This is a genomic window from Bosea sp. (in: a-proteobacteria) (assembly GCA_023910605.1).
In the GTDB taxonomy this organism is placed as follows: Bacteria; Pseudomonadota; Alphaproteobacteria; order Rhizobiales; family Beijerinckiaceae; genus Allobosea.
This window is the reverse complement of sequence record JAAVVV010000001.1, coordinates 3,550,252-3,569,761: the sequence shown is the minus strand read 5'-3', so window position 1 is coordinate 3,569,761 and position 19,510 is coordinate 3,550,252. Positions and strand designations below refer to the sequence as shown.

General features: G+C 68.6%; 14 protein-coding genes, 1 pseudogene and 1 riboswitch. Of the genes and pseudogenes, 6 read left to right on the top strand and 9 right to left on the bottom strand.

The genetic code is table 11. The annotated features are described in order from the left end of the window. Window positions 1–10: 10 nt before the first annotated feature. Genes HEQ16_17215 through HEQ16_17200 form a run of 4 tightly spaced genes read right to left on the bottom strand, consistent with a single transcriptional unit; the run spans window position 11 to window position 3,292 of the window. Window positions 11–508: a purine-binding chemotaxis protein CheW gene (locus tag HEQ16_17215; GenBank protein MCO4055749.1), complete on the bottom strand. Its 498-nt coding sequence runs from the start codon at window positions 506–508 to the stop codon at window positions 11–13. A gap of 11 nt (window positions 509–519) precedes the next feature. Further along, the gene (locus tag HEQ16_17210) at window positions 520–2,646 is read right to left on the bottom strand and encodes a chemotaxis protein CheA (GenBank protein MCO4055748.1); all 2,127 of its coding nucleotides are present in this window, start codon (window positions 2,644–2,646) and stop codon (window positions 520–522) included. A 5-nt stretch (window positions 2,647–2,651) separates the two neighbouring features. Next, window positions 2,652–3,011 carry a response regulator gene (locus tag HEQ16_17205; protein ID MCO4055747.1) on the bottom strand — a complete coding sequence of 120 codons (360 nt, stop codon included), beginning with the start codon at window positions 3,009–3,011 and terminating at the stop codon, window positions 2,652–2,654. Next, a complete protein-coding gene (locus HEQ16_17200) occupies window positions 3,008–3,292 on the bottom strand; it encodes an STAS domain-containing protein (protein MCO4055746.1) in 285 nt (94 codons plus the stop codon). Before HEQ16_17200 ends, HEQ16_17205 begins: the two co-directional genes overlap by 4 nt. A 349-nt stretch (window positions 3,293–3,641) precedes the next feature. Between HEQ16_17200 and HEQ16_17195 the strand changes: the two genes are divergently transcribed. Continuing rightward, a complete protein-coding gene (locus HEQ16_17195; protein ID MCO4055745.1) occupies window positions 3,642–4,055 on the top strand; it encodes a response regulator in 414 nt (137 codons plus the stop codon). A gap of 211 nt (window positions 4,056–4,266) precedes the next feature. Here the strand turns inward: HEQ16_17195 and HEQ16_17190 are convergent, their stop codons facing one another. After that, a complete protein-coding gene (locus HEQ16_17190; GenBank protein ID MCO4055744.1) occupies window positions 4,267–5,535 on the bottom strand; it encodes a hypothetical protein in 1,269 nt (422 codons plus the stop codon). A gap of 450 nt (window positions 5,536–5,985) precedes the next feature. Then, window positions 5,986–6,079, top strand: a riboswitch (glycine riboswitch). A gap of 135 nt (window positions 6,080–6,214) precedes the next feature. Between HEQ16_17190 and HEQ16_17185 the strand changes: the two genes are divergently transcribed. The 4 genes from HEQ16_17185 (at window position 6,215) to HEQ16_17170 (ending at window position 9,578) form a co-directional block, all read left to right on the top strand. Further along, entirely contained in the window at window positions 6,215–7,480 is a 1,266-nt protein-coding gene (locus HEQ16_17185) for a D-amino acid dehydrogenase (GenBank protein MCO4055743.1), read from the top strand. A gap of 180 nt (window positions 7,481–7,660) precedes the next feature. Next, a complete protein-coding gene (gene rpmJ / locus HEQ16_17180; GenBank protein ID MCO4055742.1) occupies window positions 7,661–7,786 on the top strand; it encodes a 50S ribosomal protein L36 in 126 nt (41 codons plus the stop codon). 133 nt (window positions 7,787–7,919) lie between these two features. Further along, window positions 7,920–8,600 carry a tetratricopeptide repeat protein gene (locus tag HEQ16_17175; protein ID MCO4055741.1) on the top strand — a complete coding sequence of 227 codons (681 nt, stop codon included), beginning with the start codon at window positions 7,920–7,922 and terminating at the stop codon, window positions 8,598–8,600. 27 nt (window positions 8,601–8,627) lie between these two features. Beyond that, complete coding sequence (locus HEQ16_17170) at window positions 8,628–9,578, top strand: alpha/beta hydrolase (GenBank protein ID MCO4055740.1); 951 nt, start codon at window positions 8,628–8,630, stop codon at window positions 9,576–9,578. 22 nt (window positions 9,579–9,600) lie between these two features. Here the strand turns inward: HEQ16_17170 and putA are convergent, their stop codons facing one another. Next, entirely contained in the window at window positions 9,601–12,726 is a 3,126-nt protein-coding gene (putA, locus tag HEQ16_17165) for a bifunctional proline dehydrogenase/L-glutamate gamma-semialdehyde dehydrogenase PutA (GenBank protein MCO4055739.1), read from the bottom strand. A 117-nt stretch (window positions 12,727–12,843) separates the two neighbouring features. Here putA and HEQ16_17160 point away from each other — a divergent pair, with 117 nt between their 5' ends. Further along, the gene (locus HEQ16_17160) at window positions 12,844–13,302 is read left to right on the top strand and encodes a winged helix-turn-helix transcriptional regulator (GenBank protein ID MCO4055738.1); all 459 of its coding nucleotides are present in this window, start codon (window positions 12,844–12,846) and stop codon (window positions 13,300–13,302) included. Window positions 13,303–13,362: 60 nt separating this feature from the next. Here HEQ16_17160 and HEQ16_17155 read toward each other — a convergent pair whose 3' ends face one another. The 3 genes and pseudogenes from HEQ16_17155 to HEQ16_17145 all read right to left on the bottom strand — a co-directional run bounded on the left by HEQ16_17155 (window position 13,363) and on the right by HEQ16_17145 (window position 19,482). After that, window positions 13,363–16,875, bottom strand: a complete 3,513-nt coding sequence (locus HEQ16_17155) for an error-prone DNA polymerase (GenBank protein ID MCO4055737.1) — start codon at window positions 16,873–16,875, stop codon at window positions 13,363–13,365. Between the two features lie 92 nt (window positions 16,876–16,967). Continuing rightward, window positions 16,968–18,440 (bottom strand): annotated as a pseudogene (locus HEQ16_17150) (DNA polymerase Y family protein). 61 nt (window positions 18,441–18,501) lie between these two features. Continuing rightward, complete coding sequence (locus tag HEQ16_17145) at window positions 18,502–19,482, bottom strand: hypothetical protein (protein ID MCO4055736.1); 981 nt, start codon at window positions 19,480–19,482, stop codon at window positions 18,502–18,504. Window positions 19,483–19,510 lie beyond the last annotated feature (28 nt).

Below are 19,510 nucleotides of genomic sequence, written 5' to 3'. Positions count from 1 at the left end.
ATAGCCTGCTTCAGGCCGCTTCCTGGGAGAGGTTGGTGGCCGTGACCAGCGGGCTGCCATCGACCGCCCGGTCAAGGGAGAGCAAGGACACCACGTCATCGCCCACGATCACGACGCCGCTGAGCATCTGGTCGCAGGTCTGGACGTCCGGCGGCGGGCGGATGGCTGAAACAGGTATGTCGATGATGTCGGACACCGCATCGACGAGAAGGCCGGCCACCCTTTCGTGCACATCGACGACGAGGATGACATGGGCGGGCGTAGCCGCGGTGACTCCGAGGCCGATGCGGGCGCGAAGGTCGTAGACCGCCAGGATCATCCCGCGCAGGTTGATGACGCCGCGCACATGGGGCGGAACATGGGGAAGCGGCGTCGCAGGATGCCAGCCCTTGATCTCGCGCACGGCGGCGACGTCGATGCCGAAGGTTCGGGCATCAACACGGAAGGTCACGATCTTGCGCAGCTCGTTGGTCTGGACGGAATCTGTGCTGGAAGGGATAGCGCTCATGGGAACCTCTGTCACGCGGCTGTCGGATAGGCTGAGGGGGCAGGGGCACGCGGCGTGCCGCGGCCTGAGGCGATGCGTCGTGCGGCCAGGTCCGGCAGGGCGTCGATGTCGAGGATGAGGGCAACCATGCCGTCGCCCAGGATGGTGGCGGCCGAAGCTCCGGCCACGTTGCCGAAGGACGCTTCCAGACTCTTCACGACGACCTGCTGCTGGCCGAGAATTTCGTCCACAGCCACGCCGATGATCTCGCCGCGATCCGTCTCGGCGCTGATGACCACGGTTTCGTCGCCGCTCTCGCCAAGCTCGAGCAGGCTTCCCAGCCGAATGAGCGGGGCTATCTCGCCGCGCAGCCGCACGATCTCGACGCCGCTGGGCAACCGCTCGGGCCGGCAGTTGCTGATCTGCAGCGTCTCCATGATCGAGCTGATCGGCACGATGATGCGCTGGCCAGCCACGCGCACGACCATGCCATCGGCGACGGCGAGGGTCAGGGGCAGGGATAGCGCGAAGGTGCAGCCGCGGCCAGGTTCCGATTCCACGTTGACGCGGCCCCCTAGCGCCTCGACGTTCTGCTTGACCACATCCATGCCGACGCCGCGGCCCGACACGTCGGTGACGGCCTCGGCGGTGGAGAGCCCGGCATGGAAGATCAAGAGGTCGATCTCGGCGGGCGAGGGCTTGGCGTCGGCCGAGATGACGCCGCGGCTGACGGCCTTGGCCAGGAGGCGGTCGCGATTCAGGCCGCGCCCGTCATCGGCGATGGTGATGACGATGCGCCCGCCCCGCTGCTCTGCGGAGAGCGTGATCGCGCCCTCGACAGGCTTGCCGGCGGCAATGCGCTCCTCGGGCCGCTCGAGCCCGTGATCGAGCGCGTTGCGGATCATATGGGTGAGCGGGTCCGCCAGCTCCTCGATGATGGTCTTGTCGACTTCGGTGTCCTCGCCATGGGTGATGAGGCGAACTTCCTTGCCGAGTGCGTTGGCGAGGTCTCGCACCACGCGGGGCATGCGCTGGAACACGGTCTTCACCGGCTGCGCGCGGACAGCCATGACCTGGTCCTGCAGCTCGCGCGTCTGCCGGGTCAGCGCCTCGATGCCTTCGGTAAGCTGGAGCGCATGGAGCACCGGCAGGTTGCGGCTGCGGTCGATCAGCATGGACTGGGTGATGACGATCTCGCCCACCAGGTTCATCAGACGGTCGACCCGGTCGAGGTCCACACGGATGGTGCGCACCATGGCGGGCCGGTTCTTGAGCGTCTGCACCGGCGCGCCTGCCTCCGGCAAAGGCGACATCAGCGGCAGAAGCTGCGCGGACTTGAGCGCCGAAGCCATCCCGGCTTCAGGCGCGCGGGCCGGCTCGTCAGCCCGCGCCGGGGCCTGCGCCGGCGTGCCGGCCGCCTGGCCCGCGCCGGGCGCGACGATCTCGAACTCGTCCTCGTCGAGGCAGCGCATCAGCACATCCTCGAGCTGCTCGCGAGGGGGGGCGCCCTCGAGCCGGATGTCGAAGCGCAAATGGCAGATGTCAGGATCCAGATCCGAAAGGCGCGGGACCTGGGACAGATCGCAGGAGAGCACCGGCTCGCCGAAATTCTCGAGCGACTGCATGATCTGCGGCGGCTCGACCAGGCGGCGGAACAGGTCCGGGTGCGGCGTGATGCGGATGTGAATGCCGGAGGCGGGATGCGCCGGCGCAGGTTCCGGCGCGCCGCCCATGGCGGGCGCGGGCGCCGGCGCAGCGGCCGTGGAAGCGGCCGGGGCTCCGCCGCTCACGAAAAGCTTGAGGGCTTCCAGAATGTCGGGGAAGGCGGGCATGGGATCATCACCGCGCGCGGCGGCCACGCAGGCCCCCACGGCATCGGCGGTGCGCAGGAACAGCGCCGTCGGCGCATCGGCGACACGGACCTTGCCATTGCGCAGCAGGTCGAGGCCCGCTTCGAGATGGTGGGCGTAAGGAACCAGATCGGTGAGGCCGAAGGCGCCGGCTCCGCCCTTGATGGAATGAATGGCCCGGAAGGCCGCGTTCACCGTGTCTGGATCCTCGGCTCCACCCTCCATGTCCTGGAGACAGCGCTCCAGGGCGGCGAGAAGCTCGTCGCATTCCTCAAGAAATGACTGCCGCAGCAGGGCCATCGGATCCATGTCGGTCACCGGTCGAGCTGGGCCACGAGGGCAAGAAGCGTGTCGGGCACGAAGGGCTTCACCATCCAGGCGGTGGCGCCGGCGCGGCGGCCCTCCGATTTCAGATCAGTGCCGGTCTCCGTCGTCAGGATGACGATCGGCGTCGAGTGCCCGTCGGGATGCTCGCGGCAGGCGCGGGTGAACTCGATTCCATCCATCACGGGCATGTTGAGGTCAGTGATCACGAGCTGTGGCTGGTGTGCCTCGAACTGCGTCATGCCCTCGGCCCCATTCTCGGCCTCGACGACATCATGGCCGGCATCGCGCAGGCAGTGTGACAGCAGCTTGCGCAAGGTTGCTGTGTCATCGATCGCAAGGATTTTCATTGGGCATACTCCAGCGTGAACAGGCCGTTCTCCGGCTGAAGGCCGATGGCCTCGAAGGAGAACAGGAAGGCGAAGGACGGGTTGATGATGGTGACGCCCTGTCCGCGCTGCTCGGCCTCACGGGAGGCCGCGACGAGCGCCTGAATCCAGGCGAGAGGCAGCTGGGCGACCTGCATGGCGTCTATCCGCAACGCCTCCCCCTGATTCAGCCGCGCCAGGGCGGCGGCGCAAAAGGGCGGCAGTTCGCGGGGATGGGGTTTCTCGGCCAGTGTGAGGGTCATGGGCGCGCTTCGCTCGAATGGATACGTCGAATCCGAAGAATGGGCGTCATGGATTGAAAAACTATTACTGTAGGTTGTATTCAATAAAAATACATCCAATATAATCTCGGTCTCGGCTCTGGCAGCTGGGGGGCAACGATCGCTTTGACTCAGGATGAGTTCGGCTGGACTCAGCCGCGCCAGGCTCTCGACTCATCGACGGCGTGCGCAGGGCGCGGCGGTCACATGCTCCGCCGAATGACTCTCGGGCAGTCCGGCGCGCCAGTCGATGCTCCAATGATAAGTGCCGTTTTAGTTGTATAGCATTTTTATACAACTAAAAGGCTAGGGTGGCGTCGAGGTGCTTCCCGTGTCCAATCCCCGACCTGTCCTGCGTGTGCTGATTGCCGACAAGAACGCCTTCTACAGGCGCGTGGTGCGGCAATACCTTGTGCCCTTTCGGCACTCCGAGATGATGGATGTGGAGAGTCCGCTCGAGGCGATCTCGCTGCTGCTCACCCAGCCCTTCGACCTGATGGTCGTCGACTGGGAGCTGCTGATCGGCAATGACGGGGCCTTGCTCGAACTGATCGTGCGCAGGGCGCGCCTCGCGCGCCGCAAGATGCCCGTCATGGCGCTGATGGAGTTGCCGACGCAATCGAGCGTCCTTCATGCCTCGAACAACGCCGTCGACATGGTGCTGCGCAAGCCGTTCTCCCCGAAGACGCTGCAGGTCAGGGCCGAGTGGCTGCTCGCGCAGGTGGTCGAGGAAATCGCGAGCTGAGGCCAGGGGGGCTGTGCCAACGAGCATCGGCGCAGCCGTCTTCTTTTCGTTGCCGACATTCGCTCCATGAAAAAAGCGGGGAAGCCTCTCGGCTTCCCCGCCCGTTCGAGCGTGCTTCGTGGTGGTGCTCCCGAGGCGTGAAGAGGACCGCCAGCGCGGGCTTGGGGGGCTGGGGAGCGGCCCGGGCCGGCGGCCTCTGGCTGGTGGGGCCTCAGCCGAGGAGCCGCAGCACGCTCCCTTCCTGCTGCGAGGCCAGGGCGAGCGCCTGGCTGGACAGCTGCTGGCGGGTCTGCAGGGTGAGCAGGTTGGCCGCTTCTTCGTTGCTGTTGGCGAGGACAAGGCCGTCAGCGCCGGATTTCAGGGTGTTGACCAGCTCGTTGGTGAAGTCCTTGCGGGTCTGCACGATGGCGAGCTGCGAGCCGAAGGTTGAAGCGGTGGAGCGCAGCGACGCCAGCGCCACGTTCAGACTTTTGTCGACATCGTCGATATCGGAGTTTGTCTGCAGGCCCTTCACGCCGGTCACGTCGATGGCGGCGAGCTGGAGGCCCGAGCTGCCGTCATCCTTGCCGGCGGTGAAGTCGGTGCCGTCGATCGTAAGCTGCGCCTTGTCGGCGTCGGACCGTTCGTTGAAGGCGACCGTCAGCTGGTCGGAGTTGAGCAGGTTCACGCCATTGTAGCCCGAGTCCCGCGCCAGCTTGGTAATCTGCTCGCGGATGTCGTTGAACTGCTTGGCCAGGGTCTGGCGCTGTTCGCCGGCGCTGTCGAGCTTCACGCCGCCGCTGGTGAGCGTCAGGGAGGTGACGCCAAGGGACGAGAGCACCTCGTCATCCGACTTGCCGGCGCCAGCCGCTGCGCCGGCGGCGACGCCGCCGGCCGCCGTGGCGTTGATCGCCACCGTGCCATTGCGGCCTGTCAGGACCAGCTTGCCGCCGGAATCCTTGGAGGCGGTGACGATGCGGGTGCCGGAGGCGTCGCGGTTGGCGGAGGAGCTGTTGATGGCAGCGATCGATTCATCGAAGGTCTTGCCGCCGCCGATGACGATGTCGATGTCCTGGGCGGCGCCGCCGGTCGGGGTGAAGGACAAAGAAAGCTGGCCAGTGTTGGTCGCGCTCACTGCGCCGCTGGTGCCGGTGCCGGCCGCCGCGACGGTGAAGGCTTCGGAGGTGCCGCCAGCCGTCAGCGCGCGAGCCTGGCGGGCCACGGACTGGGCGTTCTCGACGAGCTTGGTGATGGAGCGGATGCCATTGTCGGCTGCTTCGACGGTCTTCAGCGAGTTCGAGATGCCGTCGAGCAGGCCGTTGAGATCCTTGGCGCGGCTGTTGAGCGACTGCGCGGTGAAGAAGTTGGTTGGGTTGTCGATCGCCGAGTTCACCTTCTTGCCCGTCGCCAGACGATTCTGCGTGATGGCGATGAGATCGGAAGACTGCTGAAGCGAGAACAGGTTCTGGCGGATGCCGCGGCCGAGAGAGATGTCAGACATCGAAATGACCTTTCTGGTGGTTTGCAACCCCTGGCTGCTGCCCGGGCGAATGCAACCTAAGAGAGCATTTCCTAATTAAACGTTATGGTTGTATTTCTATTTTATGCAACCTGTGATCTTTATGGCCTGCGCATCAGAACGCCATTGTTGGTGGTCGCCTAACTATATGATTTAATGAATTATTTCAGGAACTCTCACGAACTGGTCCGGCCGCCGACGCCGGTTGACCCCCGGCCTTGGGCGGAGTCCATGCGCGGTGGTCAGCCTTCGTCGCTGCTCGTAGTGGTTGCATAAATCTGCTGCTCCAGCTGACGCTGCAACGGCTTGAGGCGACAAAAGCAGAAGCGGCTTGTGGAAGATCGGGTGGCCAGAACGTGTGAAAAGCGGGCAGCGCTGCCCGGGAATTGCGCGCAGACATCCTTGCCGCAGGCGGGCGCTGTGCTATGTCATGAGGTGTCAGCGGGAGAGATGCAGGAGCAGTCCTGGCATCGCCGAAGGAGCAACCGCCCCGGAAACTCTCAGGCCAACGGACCGCTGACGATCGTGACGACTCTGAAAAGCGGAGCGGCAGCTCCCGCCGGCGGTGTAAGCCTGATGTTCATGGTGAGCGCAGGGTGATACTCTCAGGCCAATGACAGAGGGGGCGTTCAGTCCCGCTGCGGCGGGCAGGAGAACGCTCATGCGCGATGTTTCGCAGCCCCGCATTGCCGTTATCGGCGCGGGCATCACCGGCACCACCACAGCCTACAATCTCGCGAAGCGCGGCTGCGTCGTGACGCTGTTCGACAAGCATCCCTATGCGGCCATGGAGACATCCTTCGCCAATGGCGGGCAGCTTTCCGCCTCCAATGCCGAAGTGTGGAACAGCTGGGCCACGGTTTTCAAGGGCATCAAGTGGATGTTCACGCCCGGCGCGCCGCTTCTGGTGAACCCCACGCCCTCCTGGCACAAGCTGTCCTGGATGGCCGAGTTCATCGCCGCCATTCCGAAGAACGAGCAGAACACCATCACCACGGTGCGTCTCGCCATCGAGGCCCGCGCCCAACTGACGAAGATGGCGGAGGAAGCCGGCATCAGCTTCGACTGCGAAGAGCGCGGCATCCTCCATTTCTATCACAACAAGCCGGACTTCGAGGCGGCCAAGCGCACCACCGAGATTCTCGCCAAGGGCGGGCTGACGCGCCGCGCGGTGACGCCCGCCGAGATGCGGACGATCGAGCCGGCGCTCAAGGGCGATCTTTACGGCGGCTTCTACACCGAATCGGACTTCACCGGCGACATCCACAAGTTCACCAACGGCCTCGCCAAGGCCTGCGAGCGGCTTGGCGTGACGATGCGCCTCGCCACCCAGGTGCAGGACGTGAAGGCGACGGAGGATGGCGTCACCATCAGCCACCGCTCCACCGAACCTCGCCTCGACGAAAAGGAAGCGCCGACCGAGGTAAGCAGCTTCGACAAGGTGGTGATCTGCTCGGGCGTGCTCTCGCGCGATCTGGCGCGCTCGCTCGGCGACCGGGTCAACGTCTATCCCGTCAAGGGCTATTCGATCACCGTCAGCCTGCCCGAGCCCGAGGATCAGAAGGCCGCGCCCTGGGTCAGCCTGCTCGACGACAAGGCCAAGATCGTGACCAGCCGGCTTGGCCCGACGCGGTTCCGCGTTGCCGGGACGGCCGAATTCAACGGCATCAACAAGGACATCCGGGCAGAGCGAATCGATCCGCTGGTGACCTGGTGCCGCATGCACTTCCCCGGCATGAGCACCCGGCAGGCCGTGCCCTGGGCTGGCCTCAGGCCGATGATGCCGGACATGATGCCCCGTGTAATGCGCGGCAGCAATCCGCGCGTTTTCTACAACACCGGGCATGGCCATCTGGGATGGACCCTTTCCGCGGCCACCGCCGACTCTGTTGCGGCGCTTGCGACCGCGCGCATCAACACTGCCTGACCGCCTGCGTCGTTGACGAGGCCCGGGCCGCGAAAAAGCCCGGGCGCCGCCGCCCGACGGGTTGACTTCGCTGAAGGGTTGCTCGATACCAGCCGCGAATTCGCCGCCGGCCGTCAAGCCGGCGCTGTCCTGTTTCAGCCACGCCGGAGGCCTTGCGGCCGCAGCGTCGAGGAGTGCGTCATGAAAATCCGCAATTCGCTGAAGTCGCTGCGCGCCCGCCATCGCGACAACCAGCTGGTCCGCCGCAAGGGCCGCGTCTACATCATCAACAAGACCCAAAAGCGCTTCAAGGCGAAGCAGGCCTGAGTCGCGGCTGGCGGCTGCGGCGCGGGTTCCGGGCCTGCGTGCGGTCATCACGATCCGGTAAGATGCCGAGACGGTCGCCTTTCCGGCGGCCGTTTTCGTTTGACCGGGGCCAAGGCCGGGCTATCCTCTTGCCATGATGCTCCGATCTCGCTCGCGGTCTTCCTCGCGGTCTTCCTCGCGGCTTGCGCCGCGCCCCTTCGTCGCCGCGCTCGTCGTCGCGCTGATCGCCGGCGGCGGAGTCGCCGCGCTGGCCCAGACAGGCGGAGCGGCGCGTCCCGGCCCTGCGCCCCCCCTGCCGGAGACGCGCGATGCGCAGCCTGCGCCCAGGCCGGGGCCGCCCTCCCTTTCCACTCTCTATGAGCGGCTCAAGGCCGCCGCCACGCCGCAGGAGGCCGAGGTTCTGGTGCGCCAGATCGCGCGGCGCTGGGCCCGTTCCGGCAGCGACACTTCCGATCTGCTGATGGCGCGCGCCAGGCAGGCGCTGGGCGCGCAGAACGGCCCGCTTGCGGTGGAGTTGCTCGATCGTCTGATCGCCTTGCATCCGGGCTGGGCCGAGGCCTGGCACGCGCGTGGCCTCGCCTTCTTCATGATGCAGGACGATGCCCGCGCTCTGGTCGATTTCCGTGAGGCGCTGCGCCGCGAGCCAGGTCATTTCATGGCGCTCGGCATGGCGGCTGCGGCGTTTCAGCGGCAGGGCGACGAGCGCAATGCGCTGAACGCCTACCGTGCGCTGGAGGCTCTGAATCCGCATTTCCGTGGCGCGAAGGAAGCCATCGAGCGGCTCAAGCCGTCGGTCGACGGCCGCGACGCCTGAGCGCGTGGCCGGGGACGGTCAGCCTTCATGCCGTTGATGAGTTCGCTTGGGCTGGTGGGCCTCGTGGCGGCAGGAAACTGGGCCGCGACATGGCGCGTTGCGGCCGCCGCAGAGGCCCGCCACCCGCCGCAGGGCCGCTTCGTCACCGTTCCGGGCGGCCGGATGCATCTGATGGACACTGGCGAGCCCTGGCCGGGAGCGCCGGTGATCGTGCTGATCCATGGCGCCTCCAGCCTCCATGCCGATCTTCTGTCGGTGCTTGGGCCGCGCCTGAAAGCACAGGCGCGCGTGATCGCCATCGATCGGCCGGGCCATGGCTGGAGCGATCGGCTGGGCGGGCGCGAGATGGCGAGCGCGGCGCTGCAGGCAGACGCCATCGTCGCAGCGCTGGCGGCGGCGGGGGCGCGGCGCTTCACCATCATCGGCCATTCGCTGGCGGGGGCCGTCTCCACGCGCATCGCGCTGGAGCATCCTGACAGGGTCGTGGCGCTGATTCTGCTTGCGGCGGTGACGCATCCGTGGCCGGGCCGCGCCATCACCTGGTATTACCATCCCGCGTCACATCCGCTGACGGGCGGGGCCTTCGCGCGCCTCCTCGCGATCCCGGTGGGAACCGCTGGGCTGGAGGGCGCCATATCGGGGGTGTTCGCGCCGCAGGCGCCGCCGCCGGATTATGCGCAGACGGCGCAGATCAGGCTCGTGCTGCGCCCGGCCGCCTTCGAGGCCAATGCGCAGGATGTGGCCGCGACCTATGACTTCGTCGCGGCGCAGGCCGCGCGCTACGGCGAACTGGCCATGCCGGTCCTGGCCATCGCAGGCGATGCCGACACCATCGTGTGGACCGACATCCACACGCGGGGCATCGCGCGGGAGGCGCAGCGTGGCAGGGCCATCGTGCTGCCCGGTCTTGGCCACATGCCGCATCACATCGTGCCGGAGCTGATCGTGCGCGAGGCGCTGGCGCTGGCCGGGGCGTGAGCCTTGCAGCCGGGCGCAGGCCTCATTCGTCTCCGGTCGCGATCAGCTCGGCATTCCCGCCCGCCGCCGCCGTGTTCACGGTCACAGTCTGCTCGGTGGCGAAGCGCGGCAGGTAATGCGGGCCGCCAGCCTTGGGGCCCGTGCCGGACAGGCCGGAGCCGCCGAAGGGCTGCACGCCCACCACCGCGCCGATCATGTTGCGGTTGACATAGATGTTGCCAACGCTCAGCCGGTCGACGATCCGTTTCACAAGCCCGTCAATGCGGGTGTGGACCCCCAGCGTGAGCCCATAGCCGGTGGCGCCGATGGCATCGATCAGCGCCTCGATGGCGCCGGCCCTGTAGCGCACCACATGCAGGATCGGGCCGAAATGTTCGCGGGTCAGATCCTCCACGCGGTCCAGCCGGATGATGGCGGGGGCGACATGGCGCCCTTCGGAGGCCGGGAGCCGGCCCTGCCAGACCAGCCTGCCAGCCTTCGCCATGGCCTCGACATGGCGGTCGAGCCGGTCCTTCGCCTCGGCATCGATGACGGGGCCGACATGGACGGTCAGGTCGCGCGGGTCGCCGGGCTTGAGCTCGTTCGCAGCCCCGGCGATCATGTCGATCACCTTGTCGGCCACATCCTCCTGGACGCAGAGCAGGCGCAGCGCGGAGCAGCGCTGGCCGGCCGAGCGGAAGGCCGACATGACGACATCGTCGGCCACCTGCTCCGGCAGGGCCGTGGCGTCGACAATCATCGCGTTGAGCCCGCCCGTTTCGGCGATCAGCGGCACGATGGGGCCGTCCTTGGCGGCGAGCGCGCGGTTGATGGCGCGGGCGGTGGCGGTTGATCCGGTGAAGGCCACGCCCGCGATCGCCGCATTCTCGACCAGCGCCTTGCCGACCTCGCCGCCGCCCAGAACGAGCTGGAGCGCCCGCGCCGGCACACCCGCCTCGTGCAGCAGCCTGACCGCCTCACCTGCGATCAGCGGGGTCTGGGGCGCGGGCTTGGCGACGGCCGTGTTGCCGGCCGCCAGCGCCGCCGCAACCTGCCCGACGAAGATGGCGAGCGGGAAGTTCCACGGTGCGATGCAGGCGAAGACGCCGCGCCCGCGCAAGGCCAGCCGGTTCTCTTCCCCTGTGGGGCCGGGCATCCGTTCGGCGAGGCTGAAATGCCGCCGTGCCGCGATGGCGTAGTAGCGGCAGAAATCCACCGCCTCGCGCACTTCCGCGAGCGCGTCGTCCAGCGTCTTGCCGGCCTCCGCCTGAAGCAGGGCAAGAAGCAGGGGCCGGCGGCTCTCCATGAGGTCGGCCGCGCGCTCGAGCGCCGCCGCGCGCTCCTCCACCGGGGTCGAGGCATAGGCGCGGAAGGCTGCCTGCGCCGATGCCACGGCGCGGGCGACATCGCCGGCGGCGGCTTCCAGCGCCTGGCCGATCACCTGGTCGTCGATGGGCGAGCGCACCTCGCGCGGCGCGGCGCCGGCTTTCGCGCCGTCGATCAGGCAGGTCGCGGGAGCAAAGCCACGAGCGGTCGCGGCATCGACGCCGGCCTTGAGCGTGGCCAGGGCCTGCCGGTCTCCGAACTCGACGCCGGCCGAGTTGGGGCGGGCCAGGCCGTAGAGCGCCCCTGGCAGCGGCAGGCTGGCGCTGGCTGCGCGGCCGGGCTCGCCGATGCGGACGGCAGGGCGAACCAGAAGGCTCTCGGCCGACACGGATCTGTCGCCAGCCGCGCTGACGAAGGAGGAGTTGGCGCCGTTCTCCAGAAGGCGGCGCACCAGATAGGCCAGCAGGTCCTTGTGGCCGCCGACCGGCGCATAGGTGCGGCAGGCAAAGCGCGCGTCCTCCGCCAGCAAGGCTGCGTAGCTGGCCTCGCCCATGCCGTGCAGGCGCTGGAACTCGTAGCCATCCGGCCCGCCGGCCATTTCAGCGATGGTGGCGATGGTCAGGGCGTTGTGGGTTGCGAACTGTGGATAGAGCACCGGGCGCAGCGCCAGCATCTGACGCGCGCAGGCGATGTAGTTGAGATCCGTCATGGCCTTGCGCGTGAAGACGGGATAGCCGTCCAGCCCGCGCTCCTGCGCCCGTTTCACCTCGGTGTCCCAATAGGCACCCTTGACCAGGCGCACCATGAAGCGGCGTTCATGGCGCCGGGCAAGCTCAGCCACATGGTCGATCACGGCGGCGGCCCGCTTCTGATAGGCCTGTATGGCGAGGCCGAAGCCTGTCCAGCCCGCAAGCGCTGCATCGGCGACCACGCGGTCGATGACATCGAGCGACAGTTCCAGCCTGTCGGCCTCCTCGGCATCGATCGTGAAGTTCATGTCGTGGTCCTTCGCCATGCGGGCGAGGGCGATCACCTTCGGGCATAGCTCGGCCAGCACGCGGGCGGCGCTGGTCGCCTCGTAGCGCGGGTGAAGGGCCGAGAGCTTGACCGAGATGCCGGGCCGGGCCGGAAGCGGCTCGTTGCCCGCGCGGGCGCCGATGGCGCCGATGGCGTCGGCATAGGAGCGATGATGGCGGTCGGCGTCGGCCTGGGTGCGGGCGCCTTCGCCCAGCATGTCGAAGGAATAGCGGAAGGCGCGGGCCGAGCCCGAGCCGGCGCGCTGGAGCGCCTCCTCTATGGTCTGGCCCAGCACGAAATGCGAACCCATGATCCGCATGGCCTGCCGGGTGGCCGTGCGCACCGCCGGCACGCCGAGGCGCTTTGCGATCTGGCCCAGCACGCTCTCCGGCGTCTCTCCGGGCTGGATGACCTTTGCTGTGATGCCCAGCGCCCAGGACGAGGCGGTGACCAGGAGCGAAGCGGATTTCGTGCTGCGGTTCTCGAAATCGCCCTGGCCGATCTTGTCCTCGATCAGCCGATCCGCCGTGGCCGCGTCGGGCACGCGCAGCAGCGCCTCGGCCAGCACCATCAGCGCCAGCCCCTCCCTGGTGGACAAGGAGTATTCGCGCAGCATGTCCTCGACGCCGCCGAAGCTGCCGGACTGGGCCCTGATCGCCGCGATGAGGCGGCTGGCACGGGCATCGATCCGCGCCTCGGCCTCCGCACCCAGCGGCGGCGCAGCCAGAAGCGAGGCCGCGAGGCCTGCGTCATCGGGCGCATAAGGGGCGCGGAACCCTTCCTGTCCGGCGGGGGCGGATGGCTCGGAGCTGGCGACGAGCGACATGGGCGGACCTGTGATGCGGAATTGATGAAGCATAACGCGCTTCAAACCGCATTTCATCTCTTGTATTTTGTATCTGGCACTCATAAATCCAATAAAAAGCAGGATAGACAAGATAAAATCATGCTTGACAGGATCGACAGGCGGCTTTTGTCCGTTCTGCAGGGAGATGGGCGCATCGCCGCCGTGGAACTGGCTGAAGCGGTGGGGCTTTCGGCCACCGCCACCGGGGAGCGGCTGAAGCGGCTGGTGCGCGAGGGCTACATCACGCAATTCCGCGCGATTCTCGATCCGGTGCGGCTGGGGCTGGGGCTTTTGGTGTTCGTGGAGGTCTATCTCGACAAGACGACGCCCGATGCCTTCGAGCGCTTCGCCGCAGCGGTGCGGCGCGCGCCCGAGGTTCTGGAATGCCACATGGTGGCGGGAGGCTTCGATTATCTCGTCAAGACCCGTGTGGCGGACATGGGCGCCTATCGCCGCTTCCTCGGCGAAGTGCTGCATACGCTGCCGGGCGTGCGTGAGACGCGCACCTATGCCGTGATGGAAGAGGTGAAGACGGATGGCCTGCTGCCTGTTTGAGCGCGGCCCGTGAACGCGCGGCCGTGGGTTTTCTGTCCCGTGGCGGCGCCGCGCGCAGCCTCAATGAAAGTTGCGGCCCTTCGGCATGACCTTGCGAGCCTCGGCGGCGGCGATGTCGTCGGCCAGCGAAGGCTCCTCGCGCAGCAGCGCCTCGATGGCGAGGGTCCTGGCGAAGCTGATGCGTCGTGGATGGCCGCGCCCTCCCGCCCCGCGCGCATCGACGCCGGGCCGCTTGACCTCGTCGGCACGGGCGAGGGCGCCGACGCCGGGCGCTGCCTGGGCGATCGCGCCCAGCGCCGGCGACAGATCCTCCAGCCGCTCGGCCACGACATGGGTCACCCCCGCCTCGCGCTGGAGCCGGCCGGTGACGGCGGTGAGACGCCCTCCCAGGATAACGGGACGGAAGCGCTCGAAGAGTGATGGCCAGACGATGATGTTGGCGATGCCCGTCTCGTCCTCCAGCGTCATGAAGATGACGCCCCTGGCCGAGCCCGGCCGCTGGCGCACCAGGACCAGCCCGGCCACGGTGACACGCGAGCCGCCGGGCAGGCCGAGCAGCCGCTCATGCGGGATCATGCCTCGGGCCGCCAGGGCCTCGCGCAGGAAGGAGACGGGGTGCGCCTTCAGCGAGAGGGCGAGACGGGTGTAATCCTCCACCACCTCGGCGCCGGGCGTCATGGCGGGGAGGTGCATATCGGGCTCGCGCTCGGGCTGGTGGGCGGCGGCGAAGAGCGGCAGGTCGTCCTTGTCGCCGCTGCGCCTGAGCCCCTTCACCGCCCAGAGCGCATCCCGGCGCGACAAGCCGAGCGAGCGGAAGGCATCGGCTTCGGCCAGGCGCTCCAGCGCGGAGATGGAGAGGCCCGTGCGCAGCCACAGGTCGCGCACCGAATCATAGCCTGCGCCGCGTCGCCGCTCGAGGATCAGCAACTCCTCCCTCGCGAGCCCCTTCACCTGCCGCAAGCCAAGCCGCAGCGCATGGCGGCCCCGGATGTCGGCCTCCATGCCGCGATGGAGCGGGTGCAGGGGGCGCGGCTGCGCGCCCGGCTCCTCCAGCGTGCAGTCCCAGCACGAGTGGTTGATGTCAACGGCCCGCACCTCGACGCCATGCTCGCGCGCATCGCGCACGATCTGGGAGGGCGCGTAAAAGCCCATGGGCTGCGCATTGAGCAAGGCGCAGGCGAAGACATCCGGATAGCGGCACTTGAACCAGCACGAGGCATAGACCAGCAGCGCGAAGCTGGCGGCGTGGCTCTCGGGAAAGCCATATTCGCCGAAGCCCTCGATCTGGCGGAAGCAGCGTTCGGCAAAGTCGCGCTCATAGCCGCGGGCCACCATGCCATCGACCATCTTGGCGGCGAAGGCGCCGATCGTGCCGACGCGGCGGAAGGTGGCCATGGCGCGGCGCAGCCTGTCGGCCTCCCCTGGCGTGAAGCCGGCGGCGACGATGGCGATGCGCATGGCCTGCTCCTGGAACAGCGGCACGCCCAGCGTCTTGCCCAGCACGCGCTCCAGCTCGTCCGGCAGGCCATGCTCGGGCGAGGGCGATGGATAGCTCACCGCCTCCAGCTTCTGGCGCCGGCGCAGATAGGGGTGGACCATGTCGCCCTGGATGGGGCCGGGCCGCACGATGGCGACCTCTATGACGAGATCATAGAACTTGGCCGGCTTCAGGCGCGGCAGCATCGACATCTGCGCGCGGCTCTCGATCTGGAAGACGCCCAGCGTGTCGGCCCGCTGGATCATGCGGTAGACGGCCTCTTCCTCGGCCGGAATGGTGGACAGGCTGAGGCGGCGCGGCGGGTTGTAATGCTGTTCGTGCAGATCGAGGCAGCCGCGCAGGCATGAGAGCATGCCCAGGGCGAGGACATCGATCTTGAGGATGCCGAGCGTGTCGAGATCGTCCTTGTCCCATTCCACCACCGTGCGGCCCTCCATCGCCGCATTCTGGATGGGGATGACTTCGTCGAGCCGCGAGCGGGTGATGACGAAGCCCCCGACATGCTGCGAGAGATGACGCGGAAAGCCGGACATTTCCTTGCACAGGCGCATGACATGGGCGATGCGCCCTTCCTCCGGATCGAGCCCGAGCCGGCGGATCTCGGCAGGCTTCACTGCCGCGTCGGACCAGCCCCATATGGAGGCGGACAGCGCCCCCACCATGTCGCCCGACAGGCCGAAGACCTTGCCGACATCGCGCACCGCCGAGCGCGCGCCATAGGTGATGACGCTCGCCGCCAGCCCAGCCCGGGCGCGGCCATAGCGCCGGTAGATGTACTGCACCACCTCCTCGCGCCGCTCATGCTCGAAATCAACGTCGATGTCGGGCGGCTCGCGCCGGTTCTCGGAGATGAAGCGCTCGAAGAGCAGATCGTGCCGCGTGGGGTCGACTTCGGTGATGCCGAGGCAGAAGCAGACTGATGAGTTGGCGGCCGAGCCCCGTCCCTGGCACAGGATGCCCTCGCCGCGCGCGAAGCGGACGATGTCGTGGACGGTGAGAAAATACGGCGCGTAGCCGAGCCTGCCGATCAGATCCAGTTCATGGCGCAGGATGCGTGCGACGGCGTCGGGGATCTCGCCATAACGCCCGCGCGCACCGGCCCAGGCATGATGAACCAGCGCGGCCTGCGCGTCGTCGAAGCCCTCGCGCAGCTCCTCGGGGTAATCATGGGAGAGGTCCTCGAGCGAGAAGGACAGTCCCTCGATGAAGCGAAGGGTTTCGTCGATGGCATGAGGCGCATGGCGAAAGAGCCGCGCCATCTCGGCCGGGGGCTTGAGATGGCGCTCGGCATTGGCTCCGAGCCTGCGGCCGGCCTCGTCAAGGGTCACGCTATGGCGGATGCAGGTGAGCACGTCATGAAGCGCTTTGCGGCGAGGATCATGCATCAGCACATCGCCCATGGCGATGGGGGGAAGCCCCATCTGCCGGGCCAGGGCCAGCCGCGCCGCCATGCGCCGCCGGGGGGAGGGGCCATATCCCGGCGCCATGCCGAGCCAGACGCGGCCCGGCGCCGCGGCCAGCAGGCCTTCGAGAGCCGGATCATCATTGCCCGGCCCTTCCCCGTCCTCATCTCCCGACAGCTCCGTGGGCGCAGCGCCCTTGCGGGCATGGGCCGCCAGATCGGCCCGCTCATCGGGCTCCAGCGTGGCTGCGGGCAGGATGATGAACTGGATGCCCTCGTGAAAGGCCAGCACATCCTTCAAGGTGAGCCGGCAAAGACCCTTTGGCGCCCTTGCATTGCCCCGGGTGAGCAGGCGCGTCAGCCGGCCATAGGCGGCGCGATCCCGCGGAAAGGCCAGAAGGTCGGGCGTGCCGTCGCACAGCACGAGGCGGCAGCCTACCAGATAGCGCAGGCCGGCCGTCGAGGGCCCGCCCGGCGCGCCCTCGACACGGCCCCGCCATTCGCGCCAGGCGGCATGGGCCCTCACCGCACCGGCCAGCGAGTTGCGGTCCGCCACGCCGATGCCCGCAAGGCCCAGCTCGGCGGCGCGCTCGATCATTTCCTCGGGATGGGAGGCGCCGCGCAGGAAGGAGAAGTTCGTGGCCGCGCCCAGCTCGGCATAGCGCGGGCTCATCCGAACAACCCATGCACGAACCAGCGCGGCGGGGAGGGCGCATGGGCGGCCTCCGCAGATGCCGGGGGCGGCTCTTCCACGGCCCGGCTCTCGTAAAGCCCCTCGCGATAGATCCAGAAGCGGCGCCCCTGCCGATCCTCGGCGCGGAAATAATCCCGCGTGGCGGCCTGCTGTCTGGCATGGAGACTGGCCTGGAGGCTGGCCTTGACACTGGCCTTGACACTGGCCCGGACGCCTGATTGCAGGCCCTGTTCGATCCCGTGTGGCGTCTCCCACCAGGGCGGGCTCAGCCGCTCGGGGCCTTCCACCGCCGCGACCTCGTGCAGGACCCGGCGCCAGCGGAAGCGCACTGGCGGGCCATCGGGCAGGGAGGCCAGGGTTTCGATCGGCTCGGGCCGGGCGAAAAGCAGGATCGGCCGGTCGGCCGGCTCATCCTCGGCCCGGGTCGGGTTCCAGATAGCCGTGGAGCGGCGCGGCCCTTCCTCGTGTCCCACCGGGCTGTCGATGGCGGCCTGCTCGGGCAAATGCGCATCGGCAAGGGCGATGCGCCGCACGGCCCCTTCCCCCAGCCGCGCGCCCAGCCTGTCCACCAGCCGGGCCAGATCCTCCTCGCCCTGGCGGCGGTCGAGCGCGGGCGCGGCCTCGTCCAGACGCGCCGCCTCCATCACCGAAAGGCGAACGACATCGAAGCCGAAGGCCACGTCGCGCTCGTCGACGCCCAGCTTGAGGCGCTCATCGAACAGGGCGGCCATGGCGTCGGCGGCGCGGGTGGGGCGGTTGGCTCCCGCGGCGATGCGGAAGCTCACGCCATCGACGCGGAACAGCATGACCTCAAGGCGCCGCGCGCCATCGCCGTGCTTCTGCAGCAGGGCCGCCATCTCCGTGGTCAGGCGGGCGATGGTGCGCTCCACATCCTCCAGCGTGAGGATGGGATCGAAGAAGCGCCTCTCCGCGACATAGGGCGGGGCCTCAAGCCGGGGCGAGATCGCGCTGCGGCCCAGCCCGAAGGCCGCCTCGAGCCGGGAGGCCACCTGCCGGCCGAAGCGGGCGGCGATGGGCCCGCGCGGCCTGAGCCAGAGGTCCTCGATGCGGCCCAGGCCCGCGAGCCTGAGCCCCGCCACGGTGTCGGGCGGCAGGCCCAGCGCCGCGACCGGCAGAGGCCGAAGCCAGGCCTCCTGCAAGCCGGGCGGGCACAGACGCCGCGCCTCGGGCGCGAAGCGGGCCAGCGCCCAGGCCGCCTCGGGCGTGTCGGCCAGCCCCGCGCGTGGGGCTGTGAATCCCTGCCGCCGCAGGCGCTCCAGCGCATCGGCCATCAGGCGTGCCTCCCCGCCGAAGAGATGGGCGCAGCCGGTGATGTCGAGCGCTACCCCATCGGCGCCGTCGATGGCCGCAAGGGGGGTGTAGCGTCGCGCCCAGTCCGCCACGGCGGCAATGAGATGGGCGTCGGCCTGCGGATCGGCCTCGGCCACGCGCAAGGTGGGGTGCAGCGCGCGCGCATCGGCCAGGGCCTGTCCGGGGCCAAGGCTCAGGCTGGCGGCGCGGGCATCGACCGCGCTCAGCCGCAGCGCGCCCTTGACCTTGGCGACCAGCGCGAAGGGGGGCGCAGCGGCGCCCTGCCGCGCAGGGTCAGCCCGCTCGCGCCGCGTGATGCGGTCGGTCGGCAGACAGGGCAGGTGCAGGCACAGATAGCGCCGGCCGCTCGCGGGCCCGGCCGGGCAAGGCTGCCCGCTTGGCGCAGCAAGGGACGAAGCCTCGTCTTTCGGTGCCATGCTGGTCATGGAGCCACTCCAGTTCATAGGTTGAAGGCTCACCGCCACGGCGGCGCAGGAGATCGGCTGTCAGGCACATGGCGGTGGGCTCGCCGGCAAGGCCGGGCGGGCTGGGCCTTGCGGCGATGCGCCAGCGCGTCTGGGCGGCGCTCGCCAGCCGCTCGCCGGCGCCGCCCTCGCCGATGATGGCAAGGCAGCCCGGAACGCCGCCCTCGCGGGCGGACAGGACCAGCCGCCGCGATGCGGTGAGGTCATAGGCGCGGGGCAGGCGGCCGAAGACGGCGAGGGCGCCGCCCAGCGCGCCGCAGCGCAGCCCCTCCTCGAAAGCCCACAGGGTTTCGATCGCCTGGCGCGTCCGCACGATCAGCAGATTGTCGGGGTCAAGCCCGAAGCCGGCGAGGCCATGACCATAGGGATGGCCCGCCTCGCGGCAACCCGCCTCATCGAGCACGAGCAGCAGCGGGGCGTGCACCCTTGCGACGGACGCCTGCGCCTGCAAGGCGCGCAGCGCCAGGCCCAGCGCGAAGGCGAAGGCGGCCGCCCCGTCCCCAGCCTCCCGCGCGGCCACCTCATGCAGGGCCGCGCGGGCCAGCACGGGATCGGGCAGGGCGGCGCCAAGGGTGAAGCCATGGGTAGCGGGCGGCAGGCCGTGCTGCGCGCCAAGGCCGGGCCCCGCCTCGTCCCGTGGCGATCCAGCCGGCGCCGCCTCGATGCGCGCCACGAGGCCGCGCAACTCCTGAAGGCTGCCCTCCCGAAGCGCCGCAGGCCGAATCGCAGGCGCAGAAAAGTCCGCTCCGACGGAGGCTGGCTCCGCCGGCTGTAATCGATCAGGATGCATGTGCCGGCTCCATGTTCTGTTTATGTTC